Genomic DNA, 20,618 nt, shown 5'->3' on the forward strand with positions numbered 1-20,618 from the left:
TATAAGAAGCTTTTTTTATAAAAGAAAATCATTTTTAACAAAAAGCCTATCATAAAGAGTATAATTTTTATAGTATAAAAGTTATAAAAAAAACAATAAAAGACTAAGTATTAATAAATTTAACATTTATTCCAGTCTAAATATTTTTAATTATTATCATAATTTACCTTAAATTCTGAGAATTCCTAAATCGGATGCTTTTATTAACAATAAAAAAACAAAATCATAGAGCAAAATCATAATTTAACTAAAAAAAAAGCTTTTAATATTAGGAAAGTTAACAAATTATTAAGAGTTTTGCGATACTAATTCAAAATATTTAAAAATGAAACTAAAGTTCAATGGATTCTTAGTGCTTTTATTAGTACTAGTTGCGCAACTTTCTTTTGCGCAAGAAAGAGCTGTTTCTGGAACAGTTTCTGACAATGCAGGAATGCCTTTACCAGGTGTAAGTGTATTAGTTAAAGGAACTAAAGCAGGAACACAAACAGACTTTGATGGTAAATATTCGATCAAAGCATCATCAAGCCAAGTTTTGGTATTTAGCTACATTGGGATGAAAACTCAAGAAATAGCTGCAACTTCATCTACAGTTAACGTAAAATTAGCTGGAGATGCACAAGAGCTTGAAAGCGTTGTTGTAACAACAGCTTTAGGTGTTAAAAGAGAGAAAAAATCTCTTGGATACGCTACTCAAGAAGTAAAAGGAGGAGACCTAAGAAATGGTACTTCTAGTGGTAACTTTTTGAATGAACTTTCAGGAAAAGTTGCCGGTGTTAACATCACAAGAAACTCAAACTTTGGTGGTTCAACAAGTGCAATATCAAGAGGGGTTAAAGCTATTGGTCAAAGTAATGAAATGTTAATCGTTATTGATGGTATGCCAATCAACAATGGTAACAACACAAATGACGGAACAACAGCTCAATCATCAGGAGGTAGAGGTTTTGACTATGGTAATAACGCTATGGATATCAATCCAGAGGATATTGAAAGTGTTAACGTATTGAAAGGTGCAACTGCATCTGCATTATATGGTTATTTAGCAGGAAACGGAGTTTTAATGATTACTACTAAAAAAGGTAAAGCTAAAAGAGGATTAGGTATTACAGTTTCATCTGAGGTAGTAACAGGAAGCCCTGATAAATCTACATTCGTAAAATATCAAAAAGATTACGGTGCTGGTTACGGAGGTTCTTTCGGAGAACAAGATATCGATGGTGATGGTATTCCAGACTTAGTAGTTGCTATGGGAGATGACGCTTCTGTAGGAGATGCTTTTGACCCAACATTAAATGTTTACCAATGGGATGCTTTCTCATTATACCCGGGAAACAACAATTATGGAAAAGCAACACCATGGAAAGCTGCTGCTAACGATCCATTTAAATTCTTCAAAAATTCACTTTCATTAGTAAACAGCATCTCTTTCGAAGATGGAAACGAAAAAACTAACGTTGTTTTCAACTATACTAATACTAAACAAACTGGTATTTTACCAAACAGTGAATTAAGAAAAAACAACTTCAGTTTAAAATTAAATCACCAATTTACAGACAGATTATCTCTTAGTACTTTTGCTAATTTCTCAGCACAAGAAACTCTAGGTAGAAACATGACAGGATACAGTGCCAACTTAATTTCTGGTTTCCGTCAATGGTGGCAAACAAACGTTGATATTAAAGAGCTTGAAAGAGCTTACAACAATTCAGGCGGAGAAAACATCACTTGGAACAGAAAATCTGTTGCTAATGGAGCTCCAGCTTACTGGAACAACCCATATTTTGAGCGTTACCAAAACTATCAAAATGACAGCAGAAATCGTTTCATAGGTTACGCAAACTTTACTTACAAAATTGCTGACTGGCTTTCTGCAACAGCAAAAGTTTCAACAGATACATATGCTGAAATCCGTGAAGAAAGAGTAGCTGTAGGTTCTGTAGCTAAAACTTTCGGTATTAACGCACTAGACGAGACTTCTGGATACCAACGTTACAACGGAAACTTCTCTGAGCAAAACTATAATTTACTTCTTAACTTCAAACATAACTTTGGTGAAAACGTAAGTTTAACTGGAGTAGCTGGGGGTACAATCAGAAATACATATTTCAACCAAATCACAGCTTCTACACAAGGAGGTCTTATTATTCCTGGAATCTACAGTTTATCAAACTCTAGAGCTGCTAGTCCATATCCATACGAAAGAGAAACAAAAACATCTGTTAACAGTTATTATGCTTCTGCTTCGTTAGGTTTCTTAGATACTTATTTCATCGATGCAACTGCACGTAGAGATGCTTTCTCTAACTTACCTGCAGACGATAACAGCCTAATTAGTAGCTCTGTTTCTGGTAGCTGGGTTTTCTCAAAAAACATCGATGCTAGCTGGTTAAGTTTTGGTAAATTAAGAGGAGGTTATTCTGAAAGCCCACTTGGAACACCTGCTTTAGCTTTAGTTGACACTTATACAAAATACGATCCGTTCAACAACAATCAAATGTATTCTGTTAACTCAATCAAAAATAATCCAGATTTAAGACCTATTAAAACAAACACTACAGAGGTAGGTCTTGAGATGCAATTCTTAAACAGAAGAATTGGATTTGATGTGAGTTTATATAAAAACATAAACGATGGTGAAGCAGTAAGAGTACCTTACTCAACTGCAACAGGTTATACATCTAAATATGTAAATGCTGCAAAAATCGAAAATAAAGGTATTGAGGTTCAGTTTAACGTAACTCCAGTAAAAACTAATAATTTTGCTTGGGATATTAACGTAAACTGGTCTAAAAACGAAAATATGGTTACAGCTTTAGCTGATGGTGTAAGCAACTTACAAATATCTTCTTTCCCTGGTACTGTAACTTTAAATGCTGTGGTTGGACAACCTTTCGGAGTATTAAAAGGAACAGATTACACTTACACAGCAGATGGGCAAAGAGTTATCAACCCAGCTACTGGTAGATATGTAATCAATACATCTACTAACAATATCATAGGAAACATCAATCCAGACTGGATTGGAGGTATTAGAAATAAATTCACATACAAAAGTTTATCTTTCAGTTTCTTAATTGACACTAAACATGGTGGTGACATTTTCTCTACTGACCAATGGTATGGTGTAGGAACAGGTTTAACTAATGAAACAGCAGGAAACAATGATCTTGGAATTCCTAAAAGAAATACACTTGTTAATGGTGGTGGTGTAATTCTTGAAGGTGTTTATGCTGACGGAACTCCAAACACTACGAGAACTGCTTATTCTACAGGTGGAGCAATAACAAATGCTTATACAAATGGACCTAGAAGCCAATATGTTTATGATGCTGGTTTTATCAAATTAAGAGAGGTTAACATTACTTATAGCTTACCATCTTCATTAGTACAAAAAATGAAATTAGTAGATGCGAAAATTTCACTTATTGGTTCTAACTTATGGATAATTCAGAAAAATATTCCAGACGCAGACCCAGAAAGTGGATTAGGATCTAATGTTGGATCTCAAGGTCTTTCTATTGGTTCTTTACCAACAACTAGAAATATTGGTTGTAACTTAACAATAAAATTCTAAGCTATGAAAAATAGACTAATAATATTAATATCATTCATTGCCTTATTTTCATCATGCTCTGATGATTTTGGGAATATGAACCAAGACACAAAAAACCCTACCGTAACTACTCCTGAATTTTTATTTACAAATGCAGAGAAATTTATGGTGGATCAGGTGACAAGTACATCTGTAAACTTTAATGTATTCAGATTGTATGCTCAACAATGGACAGAAGTACAATACCCACAGGAAACTCAATATGACCTTACTGGACGTACAATTCCAGATCGTCACTGGGCTACTTACTACCGTGATGTATTAAGAGATTTTAAAGAAGCAAAACAACTTTTACTTACTCAAAAAGCAAATTTTACAGGAACTCCTGATGGCTTAATTGTAATAGAAAACAAAATTGCTATTATTGACATTTTATCTTCTTACTGCTACAATATCTTAGTTGACACTTTTGGTGATGTTCCTTATACTGAAGCTTTAGATATAGATGGACATCCACAACCAAAATATGATGATGCTCAAACAATCTACAAAGATCTTTTGTCTGTATTAACAGCGGCATCTCACAAATTAGATCATAGTGAAGGAAGTTTTGATTCAGCTGACCTTATTTACGGTGGAGACACTCAAAAATGGGCTAAATTCGCAAACTCTCTTCGTTTTAGAATGGCTATCACAATGGCTGATGTAGACTTAACTTATGCTACTACAGAAGCATTAGCAGCACAAGCTGATGGTTTAATTTTAACAAGTGCAGATGGAACTTATATGCCGTATACTACTAACACGACAAACAACAACCCATTATACCTTGATTTAGTGGCTAGTGGTCGTGATGATTTCTTGCCTGCTAATACATTTGTAAATAAAATGAATGCACTTTCTGATCCTAGAAGAGCTAAATACTTTACAGAATATCCAGCTGGTTCAGGACAATATAAAGGTGGAGTATATGGAACAGTTAACGTATATGGTGATTTCTCTCACTTAACTCCAACGATTAAAGACCCAGTTTATCCAGGTGTATTATTCACTTACTCTGAAGTAGAATTTTTATTAGCAGAAGCTGCTGAAAGAGGTATTGCTGTTGGAGGTACTGCTGAATCTCATTACAATGCTGCAATTACTGCGTCATTACAAGACTGGGGAGTTGCTTCAGGAGACATTACGACATATTTAGCAAGACCTGATGTTGCTTATGCTACAGCTACAGGAACTTGGAAACAAAAAATTGGAGAACAAGCTTGGATCGCTTATTACAATAGAGGTTTTGAAGCTTGGACGTCATACAGAAGATTGGATTTCCCTGTTTTAGCAGCTCCTGCTGTAACTTTTGGAGATATCACTGAAGTTCCTAAACGTTACTCTTATCCAGGAATTGAGCAAACATTAAATGCTGCAAATCTAGAAGCTGCAGTTGCAAAATTGGGTAACAACGCTGTAACTACTAAACTTTTCTGGGATAAATTCTAATATTTAATAATACAAGTATGAAAAAATATATAAAACAAATAGCTGCGTTCGCATTAATTGCGGTATTAGCTTCTTGTGATTCAGCAGATGACAATGTAAATTTGACATCTGTAGGCGGAAACGCAGTTCCAACCACATCAAGTATTAGTCGTTTAGACAATAATTATGTTCTGCCGTTTAATACTTTTACTCAAGAAGGTGTAACTGTTTCTAAAGTTGAGCTTTTCAAAAACACAGCTAAAACAACTTCTGATCCAATTATTTTTGGTGATAAAGTTACTGACTTAACACTTAGTGAAGGAAAAGGTACATTTAACACTTCTGTTTTAGGAAGTTTTGATGTATTCCCTGTAACTTCAGGAGGAGTAACAACTCTTACTGGAAAAACTGGATCTTACTCATTAGCAATTCTTGCAACTTATTCTGATGGATCAACAACAAGAGCCCCATGGACACTTACGGTTGGAAAAGGAATTTCTTGGCAAGGTTTCAATGATGAAGGAAAACTTGCAAACACTACTTCAAGTGGTATATCAACAATAACATACGGAGATACAACACCGGCTTTAGTATATATTGCTCCAGTTAAAAAATCTACTACTACAATAACTAGTATCGTTGGATATTGGTCTAAAAATGATAGTGGTACATTTGCTGCATTACCATTAACTTTAACTAATGGTGCACAACCTGTAAATTTAGCTGCAATTCCTTACACTACTTACGGAGGACTTGTTGCGGGAGACAAAATTACTTACAGATTCGTTATAACTGCTACAGGAGGTCAGACAGATCAGATTTCTACAACAGTTACATTTGATGCTGACGCAATCTAATTCGAAGAAAGAAGAAACATAAAACTTCTTAATAAATCTAAAACCGCTCTGTTAATTCAGGGCGGTTTTTTTATATAAACAATATACCTATATTTGTCCTATGGAAAAAGAACATCAAATATTTGGCATTAGAGCCATTATAGAAGCAATACAAGCAGGTCAGGAAGTCGACAAAGTATTTATACAAAAAGAGATTTCTGGAGAGTTAATGAAAGATTTGATGAAGGTAATGAAACGTGCCAACATCAATTTCTCTTATGTTCCTGTTGAAAAATTAAATCGGTTAACACCAAACAACCACCAGGGTGCTGTTGCTACAATTTCACCAATTGGTTTTATCGATATAGAACATCTTGTTGAATCAACTATTGCTTCGGGTTCAAAACCTCTTTTTTTAATTTTAGATCAAATCTCTGATGCCCGAAATTTTGGTGCTATAATCAGAACTGCAGAATGTACTGGTGTTAATGGCATCATTGTTCAAAAAGCAGGTTCAGCGCCGGTAAATGGTGACACTGTTAAAACTTCAGCAGGAGCTGTTTTTAATGTGCCAATCTGTAAGGTTGAACATATTAAAGATGCTATTTTTTATTTACAGGGTTCGGGAATTAAAACAGTAGCAGCAACTGAAAAAACAGATCAAAATATTTATGACTTATCATTAAATGAACCATTAGCTATTATAATGGGATCTGAAGATCGAGGAATAAATCCTTCTGTTCTTAAAATCGTAGATGAAAAAGCTAAATTACCAATGTTTGGATCTATAGGATCATTAAATGTATCTGTTGCCTGTGGGGCATTTTTATACGAAGCTGTCCGTCAAAGAAGTTAAGTAACATAGAATTAGGAATGACAATTAAATAAAACAATTTATGTCTTTAAACCCTAATCATACCATACTAAATAAAAAAGCATGTTCAATACTTGTAATGTTATTAATTACAAGTATTAGCTGCGGACAAACCATACACTACAATCAATTTTGGGGAGAAGTTCAATTTAACAGAACCATCAATGAAAAATGGTCAACAGAACTAAATCTTGGCACTAGCTACAGCAGTACAGAATCATCTCCGAATATATTTGAACAAAATACGCAAAGATCTTTTCGCGGGTGGGGACACTATTATTTAAATCCGCGTTGGAAGCTTTCTTCTTTTATAGCTTATTACAACAACAAAGATGTTCCTGAAATTGGTCAGTTTGAATCTCCTGAATGGAGGTTTGCTTTACAGGGTATTTATTATTTTCATAAAACGGGGTACACACTTAGCACAAGAATGCGAACGGAACTTCGACACATGAGAAACCAAGATGACACTTATGAAAATGTGATTCGATATCGGCAGCAAATTAAATACTTAAAACCAATAAATAGTAAAGTTCTCCGAAGTGGTGTTGTTTACGCAATAGCTTCTGATGAAATCTTCTTAAAATCAGAAACCAAAGTAACCGGACTAAGTTTTTTTGACAGAAACAGATTAAATCTTGGAGCTGGGTATTTGTTTACAGATGACATTCAAATTGAGATAACTTATGCAAATGAATATCTGCCTAGAGATAACGGAAATCAAATCGTAAATGCAGGTTCACTAACTCTTACTTTCAACAATCTGTTTAAAAACCTAAGCAAGAAACTTTTACATCAAACTCCTCAAGAAAATGATGAATAGTTTTACTTATCTTCTTTCTTTAAAAAACAAGCCAGCTGTTTTACAATTTCGTCTTTGTGGAGTTTGAAATTATAATCTCGAATAAACTCTGTCCCTTTCATGTTTATAGTCGCCACAAGTGCTTCAAACTTAGAGAAAGCTTCTAAATCTTTAGAATCTATTAAATACAAAACCTGCATAACAGAATCATTTTGTATATACTGCGTATCATAATGAGTCAGCTTGTAGGCATTTTTATCTGCAAGATGTATCACTAAATCATCTGTGATTTTTTTACCTATCTTTTTTTCAGGAAAAGGAGTTGGCTGCAAGGCAACAAAATAACTTTCTTTATCTGTTACAATATTTATTTTTAATGACTTTGATTTTGTTGTATAAAACACTTCTGGGTAAGAATAGTAAATCATAGAACCATCTGCAAGCACTCTGTTTTTTATCTCACATTGTGCAAAAGATTTATTTCCTAAAATCAATAAAATCAAACCTGTAAAAAAAAGTTTTTTCATAACATCAGAAAATGAAATTAAAAATGGTCTTTAACAAAATTAAGCATTTTAATTAAACCCCGTTTACATTTCAACCTTTATCTCCTGATTCTGATTTCGTTACAATATAATTTACAGTAATATTAGAATTAAAAAAAGAATCTAAATTTTCTGTTTCTTCTTCAACAACTTCGGTATTCACAAAATTACCATCTTCATCAAAATGCTTCATGAAAGGATCTGCTGAAGGATCAAAGTCTGGTCTTTGCCAATCGTAAATTATAGGTTTTGTATACTCTGGAGTTTTATAATACAGCGAAAGCCCAAATCCAGTTATGAATCCCGCCAGATGACCTTCCCAGGAAATTGTTTTATCTACATCTGGAAATACATACCAAATCATTCCGCCATAAAGCAGGATAACTGACAATGAAAGTGCCACTAATCGATAATATTTAGTTTGAATTCCTTTAAAGAAAATAAAGCTGACCAAAACATAAATCAGTCCGCTTGCTCCAATATGAAAATTTGCCCTGCCGATAATCCATGTTATCAATCCCGAAAATAAAATTCCAAAAACAATTACCACAAATGACTGTTTCGGATAGAAAAATTGTAATGCTGCCAATAATACTAAAAGCGGAATTGAATTATTATATAAATGCTCTAAGTTTTCGTGAATAAAAGGACTAAATAATACACCTTGCAATCCGGAAAAATCTCTCGGATAAATTCCGTTTTGATAAAAATCGACATCAAAACGAATTTGAATCCAATAAATTATCCATAAAAAAAGCACAAAAAACAGCGGAAGTCCAACAACTGCATTCGAAAATTTAAAGTGATTATCATTCATATAGTTTCAGGTCAAAGTTGTAGATACCGACATCAAAAAACTATCCAAAGAAAATCTACTGATATTTTGTCAGCTGCATGATTTTTGTTAAATGTTTTACAATTGAATTCGTATATCACTCTTGAAGCAATAAAATTAATTTTGAAAATAGTAATTTTACAAAATGGAAGCACCTTTAGCAGAGCGTATTCGCCCACGGACACTAGAAGATTATATAAGTCAAAGTCATTTGGTAGGCCCGAATGGCTCTTTAACGCAGCAAATTTCGAAAGGAATAATTCCGTCCTTAATTTTTTGGGGACCGCCGGGAACTGGAAAAACGACTCTGGCACAAATTATTGCACAAGAATCTAAACGTCCCTTTTATGAACTGAGTGCCATAAATTCTGGAGTTAAAGATATTCGAGATGTAATTGAAAAAGCCAAACAAAGCGGAGGACTTTTTACTGCCAAAAATCCTATTTTATTTATTGATGAGATTCACCGATTCAGCAAATCGCAGCAAGATTCACTTTTAGCTGCAGTTGAAAAAGGATGGATCACACTTATTGGCGCAACCACAGAAAACCCAAGTTTTGAGGTCATTCCCGCATTATTATCCCGAAGTCAGGTTTATATACTAAACGCGTTTACGAAAGACGATTTAGAAGCGTTATTACACCGTGCCATAAAAATTGACAAAGAACTTTCTTCAAAAAATATAACCCTTAAAGAAACAGAAGCCTTATTAAGACTTTCAGGAGGTGACGGAAGAAAACTACTCAACATTTTTGAGCTTGTAGTTAATGCATCTGCAAGTGATGAAATAGTAATAACAAATGATCGCGTTCTTGCATTAGTTCAGCAAAATACCGTTTTGTATGATAAAACCGGAGAGCAGCATTATGACATTGTTTCTGCTTTTATAAAATCGATAAGAGGAAGCGACCCAAACGGAGCCGTTTATTGGCTGGCAAGAATGATCGAAGGCGGTGAAGATGTAAAATTCATAGCACGAAGAATGCTTATTTTATCGAGTGAAGATATTGGAAATGCAAATCCAACGGCATTTATCATGGCTAATAATACTTTTCAGGCCGTTTCTACAATTGGATATCCGGAAAGCCGAATCATTTTAAGTCAATGCGCTATTTACCTGGCAACATCGCCAAAAAGCAATGCGTCGTATATGGCAATTGGAAACGCACAGCAGTTAGTAAAACAAACGGGCGATTTACCGGTTCCAATTCACTTAAGAAATGCGCCGACTAAACTTATGAAAGAGTTAGGTTATGGTGAAGACTATAAATATTCGCATGATTATGCCAATAATTTTGCCGAACAGGAATTTCTTCCTGATGCTATAAAAGAAACGGTTCTTTACAATCCGGGAAGCAATTCAAGAGAGAACAGCAACCGCGAATTTTTAAAGAACCGCTGGAAAGATAAATACGGATATTAAATCCGTATTTTATTTAAAATTTTACAGAAATTTTTTCTGAAACTAATTTATCGTTTTGGTAGTATTCAAAATACCAGCCATTATCTTTTGCATTTAAAGAACCTTGTACGCCATCTTTAATTGCTATAAAAGAATCCTGACGTGACGTTTTAAGTAATTTCATGACAACTTTTGGTGTTTTGTCAATCAATTGATAACCATTTTCAGTTGGCTGTGCATATAATAAATTTGGATCTGAAACATCCGGAGTAGGAATCACAGTAGTCGCTGCAACAGTTGAAACAACCGGAGTACTTGTTTGGGCGACCTGAGTTGTAACTGTTTTACCATTATATTTATAATGCTGTGCAATAATAGAAATAAAAGCGTTATCTAAGCTTTCTTTATAAGCTGCTTCATAATCTTTTTCCCTGCTCTTTCCTGTTTCAGATGTATAAACTATTTTCCCATAACAATCTTTAAACTCTACAAAAAGCTTTGTCACCAAAAAAGCATTGTCTTTTTTTACATCAACATAAAGTAATTCACATCTGTCACCTAAACCTGCCGGCATTTCTTCATTAGCATAATAAGCTTTAAAACCCGCTTTAAGAAGATTAGATTTTGTTAAAGTTGCTAATCTGTACTGATTTTCAGTTTTCATAAAATCGTACTTTACTGGTATTATTACAGCTTTATAGTCGTTAATAGATTGCGAGAATCCAATAACCGAACAAAGAAGCAAAGTCAATAAAACTTTTAGTTTCATAATTATAAATATTTTTTAAGTTCTAATAAATGATTAATTTGTTTATAGTTTTGAGGTGTTTCGATATTTTTTACGTTAAAAAAAATAGCGTCCATACCTGCATTTAAAGCTCCGTTAACATCGGCATCAAAATCATCTCCAATCATAATACTGTTTTCTTTTGATGACTGGGCCAAATTGACAGCATAATCAAAGATAATACTATTTGGCTTTTTAACACCTGCTAATTCAGAATTCGTAATCGTGGTAAAATAACCTCCAAGCGAAGCATTATTAATTTTCTTTTCCTGAACATGAGCAAAACCATTCGTAATAATGTGAAGTTTATACTTTGGTTTTAAATATTCCAGAACCTCAATAGCACCATCAAAAAGATAATTATTATCTGTTAGAAACTCTATATAATCGTTTGAAATCTGATCTATATTTTCATCCGTCATTGAATAGTTCAAAGCATCAAAAGAAAGCTTCAGTCTATTATAACGCAATTCCTGATGCGTAATTTGATCGTTTTGATATAATCTCCAGCATTCCTGGTTTATTGGAAGATATTTTTCAATAAAATCTTCAATTTTGATTCCTTCGAAATTGTTTTTAAAAATACGATCAAAAGCCATTTGAGAGTTTTTATCAAAGTCCCACAATGTATGATCTAAATCAAAAAAAATGTCTGTAATATTAGTATTCATAGATTAGAAAATTCCTTCATCTACAAAACTATAATATTTTGTTTCAGTTATAATCAAATGGTCTAAAATTTTAACATCTAATATCTCTCCTGCCGTTTTTATTTTCTTAGTAATCTGTTTATCAGCCTGACTTGGATTTAACTCTCCAGAAGGATGATTATGGCACAAAATCAAACCAGTAGCGCCATTTTCTAATCCCAATTTAAAAACCAACCGCACATCTACAATTGTTCCGGCAATTCCTCCTTTACTCAATTGTGCTTTAGAAATTACCTTATTTGAATTATTAAGAAAAAGCACCCAAAATTCTTCGTGAGGAAGTTCGCCAATAATTGGCTGCATAATAGTAAAGGCATCTTTACTCGAAGTTATTTTTTTTAACTTCAATATATCTTCCGCTCTCTGTCTTCTGCCTAATTCTAATGCAGCAACAATTGAAACTGCTTTGGCCTCTCCTATTCCTTTAAACTTTATTAACTGCGAAACAGACATTTTCCATAAAGAGTTTAAATTTTTAGCAGAAGCTAAAATCCGCTGGCTTAATGCAACAGCAGATTCGTTACGACTTCCAGAACCAATTAAAATAGCCATTAATTCAGCATCACTCAGAGCCTCTTTGCCCTTAAGCATTAATTTTTCGCGAGGCTTATCATCTTCTGACCAATCTTTTATAGCAAAATGACTTCCTTCCATAATCAAATAATTTAAAAAGCGAATATATACCAAAAAGAAGAAAAATCTTTCAAAAAATATATTTGATTTTAAATTTTTAATCTTCTTATAGCTTTTCAAATCATATCCGAAAAATAAAAAACAGAAACAGTATATTAAAAAAAGCCGGCTGTTTTTACAGCCGGCCTATTATCTAATTTTCAAATTGGCTAATTCTCTAATTAATCAACCCTTTTACTTCATCAAAATTCAAACCTCCGTAGTTTCCTGAACTCATTAATAAAAGTGCAGAATTATCAAGATTTAAGTGGAATAAATATTCTTTAAATTCAGTTGGATTCGTATAAATAATCAAATCTTTTCTGTTAAATGCAGCTGCAATCTGCTCATAAGTCACTTCTTCAAGCTGTTTAATCTTAACGGCATCTGGCGAATAAAACACAACTGCAACATCAGCATATTCTAATGCTCCTTCATATTCTTTTAAGAATGCTGCATTTAAACTGCTGTAAGTGTGCAATTCTAAACACGCCACTAAAGTTCTGTTTGGATATTGTTCCTTCACCGCTTTAGTCGTTGCGGCCACTTTACTTGGTGAATGCGCAAAATCTTTATAGGCTACTTTTCCTTTTCCTTCGGCAATTTTTTCCAAACGTTTAGAAGCACCTTTAAAACTTGCAATTGCTTCGTAAAAATCTTCTTCGTCAACACCCATATTTTGGCAGATCCATTTTGCTCCAGCTAAATTATTTAAATTGTGAGCTCCAAAAACTTCAATTGGCATATCACCTTCGGGAGTTTTTAAAAGCGTTACACCATCGGCAACAGAATATTCTGGTGTGCTGTAAGGTAATTTACGAATTGGATTTGTTGCAGCTTCTGAAACACGTTTTACTTCTGGATCATTTTCGTTGTAAACTAAAATTCCGCCATTGGTAATTTTTTCAATAAAAATTTCAAACTGCTCTACATAATTCTCATACGTTGGAAAAACATTAATATGATCCCAGGCAATTCCAGAAATTAAAGCAATATTTGGCTGATACAAATGAAACTTTGGTCGTCTGTCTATCGGTGAAGATAAATACTCATCGCCTTCCAAAACCATAAAATCATTTTCTTCTGTAAGGTGAACCATAGTATCAAAACCTTCCAGCTGTGCTCCTACCATGTAATCAACTGCAATATTATGATAATGCATTACATGAAGAATCATCGAAGTAATCGTAGTTTTTCCGTGAGAACCACCAATCACAACACGAGTTTTATTTTTAGACTGTTCGTATAAAAACTCTGGATATGAATAAATTTTCAATCCCAATTCCTGCGCTTTTAATAATTCAGGATTATCAGCTTTAGCGTGCATTCCTAAAATAATGGCATCAATATCTGCCGTTATTTTTTCAGGAAACCAGCCCAATTCTGCAGGAAGAATTCCTTTTTTTTCTAATCTTGATTTTGAAGGTTCAAAAATAGCATCGTCACTTCCTGTAACCTGATATCCTTTATTATGTAATGCTAATGCAAGGTTGTGCATCGCGCTTCCGCCAATGGCAATGAAATGTGTTTTCATTTAAAATGTTTAATCGTTAAACTGTTTAATCAGTTAATCGAAATAGCAAGTAACTAATAAAACTCAATAATAATTTTCAAAAATAAGGAAATATAAAATGTCACATTTGGTTTTGGGGATAAATTAGTAATTTGTACGAAAATTATTTTTCGCGCATCCCAACCATTTAATAAAAAAAGGCCTCTATATACTAAAAACTACTCTATGAAAAATATGTTATTTGTATTTACTTTAATTTCTTCCACCTTGTTTGCTCAGCAAAATGATAAAAACTGGGCAAAAGTTATTGCATTTGAAAACGAAGGCAAAATTAAATCTGCAAATGAATTAGTTGCCAAAATTTACAAAAAAGCAACAGCAAAAAAGAATGAAACTGAAATGATAAAATGCTTTTTTTATCAGGCCAAATATTTAATGGTAATTGACGAAAATGCCAAAACAAAAATTCTGGACAACCTAAAAACAGATATAAATCGTGTTTCAATTCCGTCAAAAGCCATATTAACATTGATTTATGCAAAATGTCTTAATCATTATTCAAATTATGATGATTATGCAGTTGTAGTAGACAGCGCCGCAGCTGTTGTTGATGATGAAGCTTCTTTAATTGATCAGGCTGCAGCAACAATTGACACGGCTGCAGTTGATGGTATTGCGCATGATAATGCTTCGATCTATTTAACACCAGAAAAAGAAATTATAGCGCTTTACAATAAAACAGTAGAAAATGAAGAAATTCTAAAAAAAACACCTTTAAATAACTATGCCTTAATTTTTGAATTTACTTCAGACAAATTCAAAAACGCAAGTTTGTATGATTATGTATTAGATGAAAACATCACTTTTTATAAAGAAAAAATCGAAAGCTGGAATATTCCATATTCAGACCTTTTCCAGCACTCAGATAAATTATTGGGCAGTTCTGAATCATTTTTAACCCTTAATTTTGATTTTATAAAAGAAGAGTATTTAAAGAAAACCCTTGAGTTATACCAAAAAAAAGAGAAAGACAATCCATCATTAGAAAATCAATTTGAGCGTGTAAAATACTGTAATAATGCATTAATTCATTCTGATGAAACTTTCAGCCAGTATCTAGACAAAGTCGAAAAAATCGCTAAAGATGAAAATCTTCTTCAAAAAATAAAACTTGAAAAAGCAGAACTTTTAGCCAATAAAGCTTCAAAAGAGTTTTATCCAAAAAATAATATCGAAGCTCTCAAAATACTTGATGAGATTATACAAATCAATAAAAAAACCAATACGGCAAATTTAGCTCTATTAAAAAAGAGAGAACTTACTGAAAAGTCAGTATCCATTCAACTTGAAAAGTATATTTACGATAACGAAAACACCAGAACATATATAAGTTATAAAAACCTGAACGGGCTGAAAGTTTCTTATTATAAAATCAATTTATCTCAGGTAAAAAAATTTCAAAAACAATCTGAAACAGCAAGAGACAGCTTGTGCAAATCAACAATAAAAAATCAAACTCCTGTAGTTTCACAGAATTATGATTTAAAAAACAAGAACGATTATTTTGAATACAATACTGAACTGCTGCTTCCTAAATTAACCATTGGGAACTATTTAGTCTATTTTGAAAGTGATTCTGATATTAAAAACAAAAAAGCTTCTGCTTACGAAGTTATTACGGTTTCAAACATTTCTGTTTTGGCAACGAGGCAAGATAAAATTGAAAACTATCAGGTTTTAGATCGAAAAACCGGAAAACCTCTTGAAAATGTAACGGTAAAATCGTCAACTTCTACTGCCAAAACTGACTCGAAAGGAATTGTATCATTACAATTGAAAAACGAAAGTTATAATTATGAACCTGTTGAATTTTCGATAGGAAATGACAGTATTTTAATTCACAAAAACTACCTGAGATATGTCTCTGATTATGGTTTGTCTGAAAACGAAAGAGCAAGTGCCAAAGTCGAATTTTATTTAGACAGAGCCATTTACAGACCGGGACAAACTGTATATTTTAAAGGTATTGCAATTCAAAAAAGCAAAAACAAATCAAGTGTAGTACCAAACACGCCTTTTAAAATTGTTGTAAACGATGTTAATTACCAAAAAATTAATGAATTTGAATTAACAACAAATGAGTTTGGTTCGTTTTCGGGTGAATTTGTTCTGCCAAAAAATGGTTTGACAGGTGATTTTCATATCAGCGTGCAAAGACCAGATGATTACACCAAAAAGGAAACAGCAGCAGCGTTTTGGAATACTACTAATTTTAATTATTCTACTACTTATTTTAGTGTTGAAGAATACAAACGTCCAAAATTTGAAGTTACTTTCGATGCCAAAAAAGAAAGCTTTAAACTTAACGAATCAGTTAAAATAAAAGGAACAGCAATTGCTTTTGCCGGAAGCAGTATCTCTGACGCGGTTGTTAAATACAGCGTAAACCGATACACAACCTATTTTAGAAATTATTACGGGCGCGAAGAAAACGAGACTTTAGCAGTTGGCGAAACCAAAACCGATGCCTCAGGAAAATTCACAATTGACTTTATGGCATTGCCTTCAAACAATAATTCGAAAGAACAAAGACCTGTTTTCAATTATGAAATTAATGTTTCGGTTACAGATATAAACGGCGAAACACATACAGCGGTAACAACGGTAAAAGTGGGTTATCATGATTTAATTATCGACGCTCTTGTTCCAAATAGCATTGAAACAAAAGACAAAAACGAAATCATTTTAAACAGCACAAATTTAAATGGAGAATTTCTGCCTGCCAAAGGCGAAATCAAATTGTACTTTGTGAGTCCGTTTCCAAATAAATTTAAACCAAGAATCTTTAATAGACCTGAAATTGAAACTATTTCTGCTAAAGAATTTGAAGCCTTATTTCCGTATGAAATCAACGAAAATCCATTTGCAGAGAAATCTCGAGAAGTTTTATTGTTTTCAAAGAAAGTAGACACGCAAAAAGATAAAAAAATCATTCTTGATTTCATTTCAAATTATAAATCCGGAAATTACAAGATTGTATTTACTGCAAAAGACAGTTTTCAAAATACAATTGAATCTACAACAAACTTCAACATCAAACAAAGCAAGGACAAATTCCATTCAGACCGCTTATTTTCGGCAGAGCAAATGAATGACGATCCTAAAAAAGATGGTTTTGTACTTGTTAAGCTGTCTTCGGTAATTCCTGAACTTTATATTACTGCAAATGGAAATTACCAAAATAAAGTATATTTTGAAGATACCTTTCATTTGCAAAATCATGAAGCTGTAATTAAAATTCCGCTGAAAAGCGAATTTGAAAAAGAGATAAAAATAGGATTTGAAAGCATTTTCGATAATGCCAGTTTTACTGATGCCATAACAGTTGACCTTAAAACACAAGAACAAAAACTAGAATGGATAGTTGAAACTTTTAGAAATAAAATACAACCCGGAAGCGCCGAAACCTGGTCGTTTAAATTAAATAGTAAATCTGCAAAAATCGAAGCCGAAGTTTTAGCTTCAATGTACGACAGCTCATTAGACCAATTCACTAAAAAAGACTGGAACCTTCTAAAGCTTGATCCTTATTATTATAATTCTGTTATGACAAGATCGGTATTAGGTTTTGACATGGCGTATTTATCATTAGAAAATTTAAATGAAATATTTCCTCAAATTGATTTTCATTCTGATGAAATAAAACTTAACTGGTTTGGCTTTGATTTTTACAACAGCCGATTTGGTACTGCTTACGCGGGCATAACAATCGCTGAACTAAAAGACAAAAAAGTGGGAGGTGCAATGATTCAAGAAGAAGCAGATTCTGGACGTAGAGTAAGTTTAGCACTTGCTGCGCCTTCTGTTATGAAGGAAGAAAGTAATTTTGACGAAGGCACTGTTAAAGCAAATAAAACGGCTCCAGCTTTACGCATTAGAGGAAACAGCAATATAGCAGGAAATGAACCTATCTATGTTGTCGATGGTGAAATTATGACAACCATAAAAGATATTGATCCTAAAGAAATTCTTTCAATTGAAACATTAGATCCAGAAAAAGCAACTGCATTATACGGCAGCAAAGCTGCAAATGGCGCCATTATCGTTACAACCAAAAAAGCTCTTGAAGCCTTAAGTCAGGTAAAAGCGAGAAAAAACCTTTCTGAAACTGCTTTCTTTTTGCCTAATTTAAAAACTGATTCTAAAGGAAAAGTAAGTTTTAATTTCACATCGCCTGAAGCTTTAACCGCTTGGAAATTCCGTTTACTGGCACATAACAAAGATGCAGTTTCAGGCTATTTAGAGAAAAGTGTTATTACACAAAAAGAATTAATGGTCGTTCCTAATTTCCCTCGCTTTTTTAGAGAAAAGGATGAAATTGTGATCAATGCCAAAATCTCTAATATGACGGATCAGGCCAAAACAGGTATTGCTTCTTTACAATTTTTTGATGCTGTAACTATGCAGCCAATTGATGATAAAATGTTGAATACAAAAAACATTAAAAATTTCACCATTTCATCACATGGCAATACTTCTGTAAGCTGGACAATTACAATTCCGGAAGGTTTACAGGGCGTTCAGTATAAAATTATAGCAAAAGCCGGCAATTTCTCAGACGGTGAAGAAAACATTCTTCCTGTGCTGACCAATAATATGCTTGTAACAGAAAGCATTCCGGTGTGGGTAAGAGAAAATTCTACAAAAGAATATACTTTCGAAAACTTAAAAAACAATAATTCTACAACTTTAAAAAATCATCAGTTTACATTTGAATATACTTCAAACCCAACATGGCTGGCGATTCAGTCTCTGCCCTATTTAATGGAATATGAACACGAATGTGCCGAACAGACTTTTGCACGTTATTATGCCAATTCTTTAGCTTCAGAAATTATTTCCAGTAATCCTAAGATTGCATCTGTTTTTGAAGAATGGAGAAAAAGCGGAAAACCTGTTTCTAAACTGGAAGAAAACGAAGAATTAAAATCTTTAATTCTCGCCGAAACGCCTTGGCTGAATGATGCGCAAAGCGAAGATGAAAAGAAAAAGAATCTGGCTCTTTTGTTTGATTTAGAAAAAATGAAAACTTCTTTAGAAAGTGCTTTTGAAAAATTAAAACAAAAACAAAATACTTCAGGAGCATTTTCATGGTTCGAAGGCGGTTATGAAAATGAATATATAACCAGACATATTTTAGCCGGTTTAGGACATTTAAATAAACTGACAAAAACGGCTGGAAATAAAGCCGATGAAATTGCTAAAAACGGGATTCCGTTTCTGGACAGTAAATTTATAGAATACCATAAAACAAGAACCAAAAACTTAAAAGAGGTTGATAAGTTAATCTGGTATAATCCTTATTCTGATCTTCATTATTTGTATACCAGAAGTTTCTATTTAGAAAAATATCCACAGTCTGATACATTAAAGAAAACAATCCAATTGTATCTGGATAAAGCTAAAAAAGACTGGCTCAATTATTCTATTTATGAAAAAGGATTAGCAGCAATAACCCTAAACCGATTTGGTGAAAAAGAAACTGCTAAAAAAATTGTAGAAAGCCTAAAAGAAACTTCATCAAACAATGAAGATTGGGGAATGTACTGGATTGCGAATAAATCCGGATGGTATTGGTATCAGGCACCTATAGAAACTCAGGCTTTATTAATTGAGGCTTTCGCCGAAATATCTAACGACACGAAATCTGTTGATGCAATGAAAGTCTGGTTATTAAAAAACAAACAGACTAAAAACTGGCCTACAACTAAATCTACAACCGAAGCCGTTTATGCTTTATTAATGCAGGGTACAGACTGGCTTTCTGTAAAAGACAATACTATTATTAAATTGGGAGATGAAAAAATCATGACCAAAAAACTGGCAGAAAATCAAAAAGAAGCCGAAACGGGTTATATCAAATTAAACTGGAAAGCCGAAGAAGTAAAAAAAGAAATGGCTTCAATAAGCATTCAAAACAAATCCAAAGTTCCGGGATTTGGCGGTGTTTACTGGCAGTATTTTGAAGATTTAGATAAAATTAAAAACAACTCTGGAGCCGTTTTATCAGTTTCAAAAGAATTGTACATAAAGAAAAGCTCTTTAAAAGGAGACCAGCTGCACAGAATTACGTCTAAAGATCCTTTAAAAACAGGTGATCTGGTTACAGTTCGTTTGATTATTACTGCGAAAGAAGACTCAGAATATGTTCATTTAAAAGACATGAGGGCTTCTTGTTTTGAACCTGTGAATGTACTTTCTGAATACCAATACAAAAATCGTCTGGGCTATTATATGAGTACCAAAGACGCAGCAACACATTTCTTTTTTGATCAAATCAACAAAGGAACTTATGTTTTAGAATATGATATTCGAGTAAACAACAGCGGTGAATTCTCAAACGGAATTACTACAATCCAAAGTATGTATGCTCCTGAATTTGCAAGTCATACCAAAGGCATTCGAGTAAAAGTTCAATAGTAAATTCCAAAAAAATAATCTATATTTTGTCAGGCTGAGCGAAGTCGAAGCCCCGCAACGAAGAGCTTCGACTTCGCTCAGCCTGACATCTCTTTCAAAATTAAAGACAAATAAAAACCCGACAGATTTAAAATCT

Annotated in this window: 13 protein-coding genes; 7 read left to right on the forward strand and 6 right to left on the reverse strand. The window is 33.2% G+C overall.

The genetic code is table 11. The annotated features are described in order from the left end of the window. Window positions 1-325: 325 nt before the first annotated feature. The 5 genes from FJOH_RS02110 (at window position 326) to FJOH_RS02130 (ending at window position 7,559) form a co-directional block, all read left to right on the forward strand. The gene (locus FJOH_RS02110; RefSeq protein ID WP_012022495.1) at window positions 326-3,577 is read left to right on the forward strand and encodes a SusC/RagA family TonB-linked outer membrane protein; all 3,252 of its coding nucleotides are present in this window, start codon (window positions 326-328) and stop codon (window positions 3,575-3,577) included. A 3-nt stretch (window positions 3,578-3,580) separates the two neighbouring features. Next, window positions 3,581-5,047, forward strand: a complete 1,467-nt coding sequence (locus FJOH_RS02115; RefSeq protein ID WP_012022496.1) for a SusD/RagB family nutrient-binding outer membrane lipoprotein — start codon at window positions 3,581-3,583, stop codon at window positions 5,045-5,047. Between the two features lie 17 nt (window positions 5,048-5,064). Next, window positions 5,065-5,883, forward strand: coding sequence for a hypothetical protein (locus FJOH_RS02120; RefSeq protein ID WP_012022497.1), 819 nt, complete (start codon window positions 5,065-5,067; stop codon window positions 5,881-5,883). Window positions 5,884-5,983: 100 nt separating this feature from the next. Further along, on the forward strand, window positions 5,984-6,718 hold the full coding sequence (rlmB, locus tag FJOH_RS02125; protein WP_012022498.1) for a 23S rRNA (guanosine(2251)-2'-O)-methyltransferase RlmB: 735 nt from the start codon (window positions 5,984-5,986) through the stop codon (window positions 6,716-6,718). A gap of 40 nt (window positions 6,719-6,758) precedes the next feature. Beyond that, a complete protein-coding gene (locus FJOH_RS02130) occupies window positions 6,759-7,559 on the forward strand; it encodes a DUF2490 domain-containing protein (RefSeq protein ID WP_012022499.1) in 801 nt (266 codons plus the stop codon). A gap of 2 nt (window positions 7,560-7,561) precedes the next feature. Here FJOH_RS02130 and FJOH_RS02135 read toward each other — a convergent pair whose 3' ends face one another. Next, a complete protein-coding gene (locus FJOH_RS02135; RefSeq protein ID WP_012022500.1) occupies window positions 7,562-8,065 on the reverse strand; it encodes a hypothetical protein in 504 nt (167 codons plus the stop codon). 70 nt (window positions 8,066-8,135) lie between these two features. Next, entirely contained in the window at window positions 8,136-8,900 is a 765-nt protein-coding gene (locus FJOH_RS02140; RefSeq protein WP_012022501.1) for a rhomboid family intramembrane serine protease, read from the reverse strand. Window positions 8,901-9,063: 163 nt separating this feature from the next. On the opposite strand from FJOH_RS02140, the gene FJOH_RS02145 reads away from it, so the two are divergent. After that, window positions 9,064-10,341: a replication-associated recombination protein A gene (locus tag FJOH_RS02145; protein WP_012022502.1), complete on the forward strand. Its 1,278-nt coding sequence runs from the start codon at window positions 9,064-9,066 to the stop codon at window positions 10,339-10,341. Window positions 10,342-10,354: 13 nt separating this feature from the next. Here FJOH_RS02145 and FJOH_RS02150 read toward each other — a convergent pair whose 3' ends face one another. From FJOH_RS02150 to FJOH_RS02165, 4 genes are all read right to left on the reverse strand, one after another. Then, window positions 10,355-11,089, reverse strand: coding sequence for a hypothetical protein (locus FJOH_RS02150; RefSeq protein ID WP_012022503.1), 735 nt, complete (start codon window positions 11,087-11,089; stop codon window positions 10,355-10,357). A gap of 2 nt (window positions 11,090-11,091) precedes the next feature. Next, a complete protein-coding gene (locus tag FJOH_RS02155; RefSeq protein ID WP_012022504.1) occupies window positions 11,092-11,778 on the reverse strand; it encodes a YjjG family noncanonical pyrimidine nucleotidase in 687 nt (228 codons plus the stop codon). 3 nt (window positions 11,779-11,781) lie between these two features. Further along, window positions 11,782-12,471 carry a RadC family protein gene (gene radC / locus FJOH_RS02160; protein ID WP_012022505.1) on the reverse strand — a complete coding sequence of 230 codons (690 nt, stop codon included), beginning with the start codon at window positions 12,469-12,471 and terminating at the stop codon, window positions 11,782-11,784. Between the two features lie 196 nt (window positions 12,472-12,667). After that, the gene (locus FJOH_RS02165; RefSeq protein ID WP_012022506.1) at window positions 12,668-14,023 is read right to left on the reverse strand and encodes a UDP-N-acetylmuramate--L-alanine ligase; all 1,356 of its coding nucleotides are present in this window, start codon (window positions 14,021-14,023) and stop codon (window positions 12,668-12,670) included. A 204-nt stretch (window positions 14,024-14,227) separates the two neighbouring features. Between FJOH_RS02165 and FJOH_RS26140 the strand changes: the two genes are divergently transcribed. Next, window positions 14,228-20,482: an alpha-2-macroglobulin family protein gene (locus FJOH_RS26140; protein ID WP_012022507.1), complete on the forward strand. Its 6,255-nt coding sequence runs from the start codon at window positions 14,228-14,230 to the stop codon at window positions 20,480-20,482. Window positions 20,483-20,618 lie beyond the last annotated feature (136 nt).

Origin of the sequence: Flavobacterium johnsoniae UW101 (assembly GCF_000016645.1) — a bacterium.
Taxonomy (GTDB): Bacteria; Bacteroidota; Bacteroidia; order Flavobacteriales; family Flavobacteriaceae; genus Flavobacterium; species Flavobacterium johnsoniae.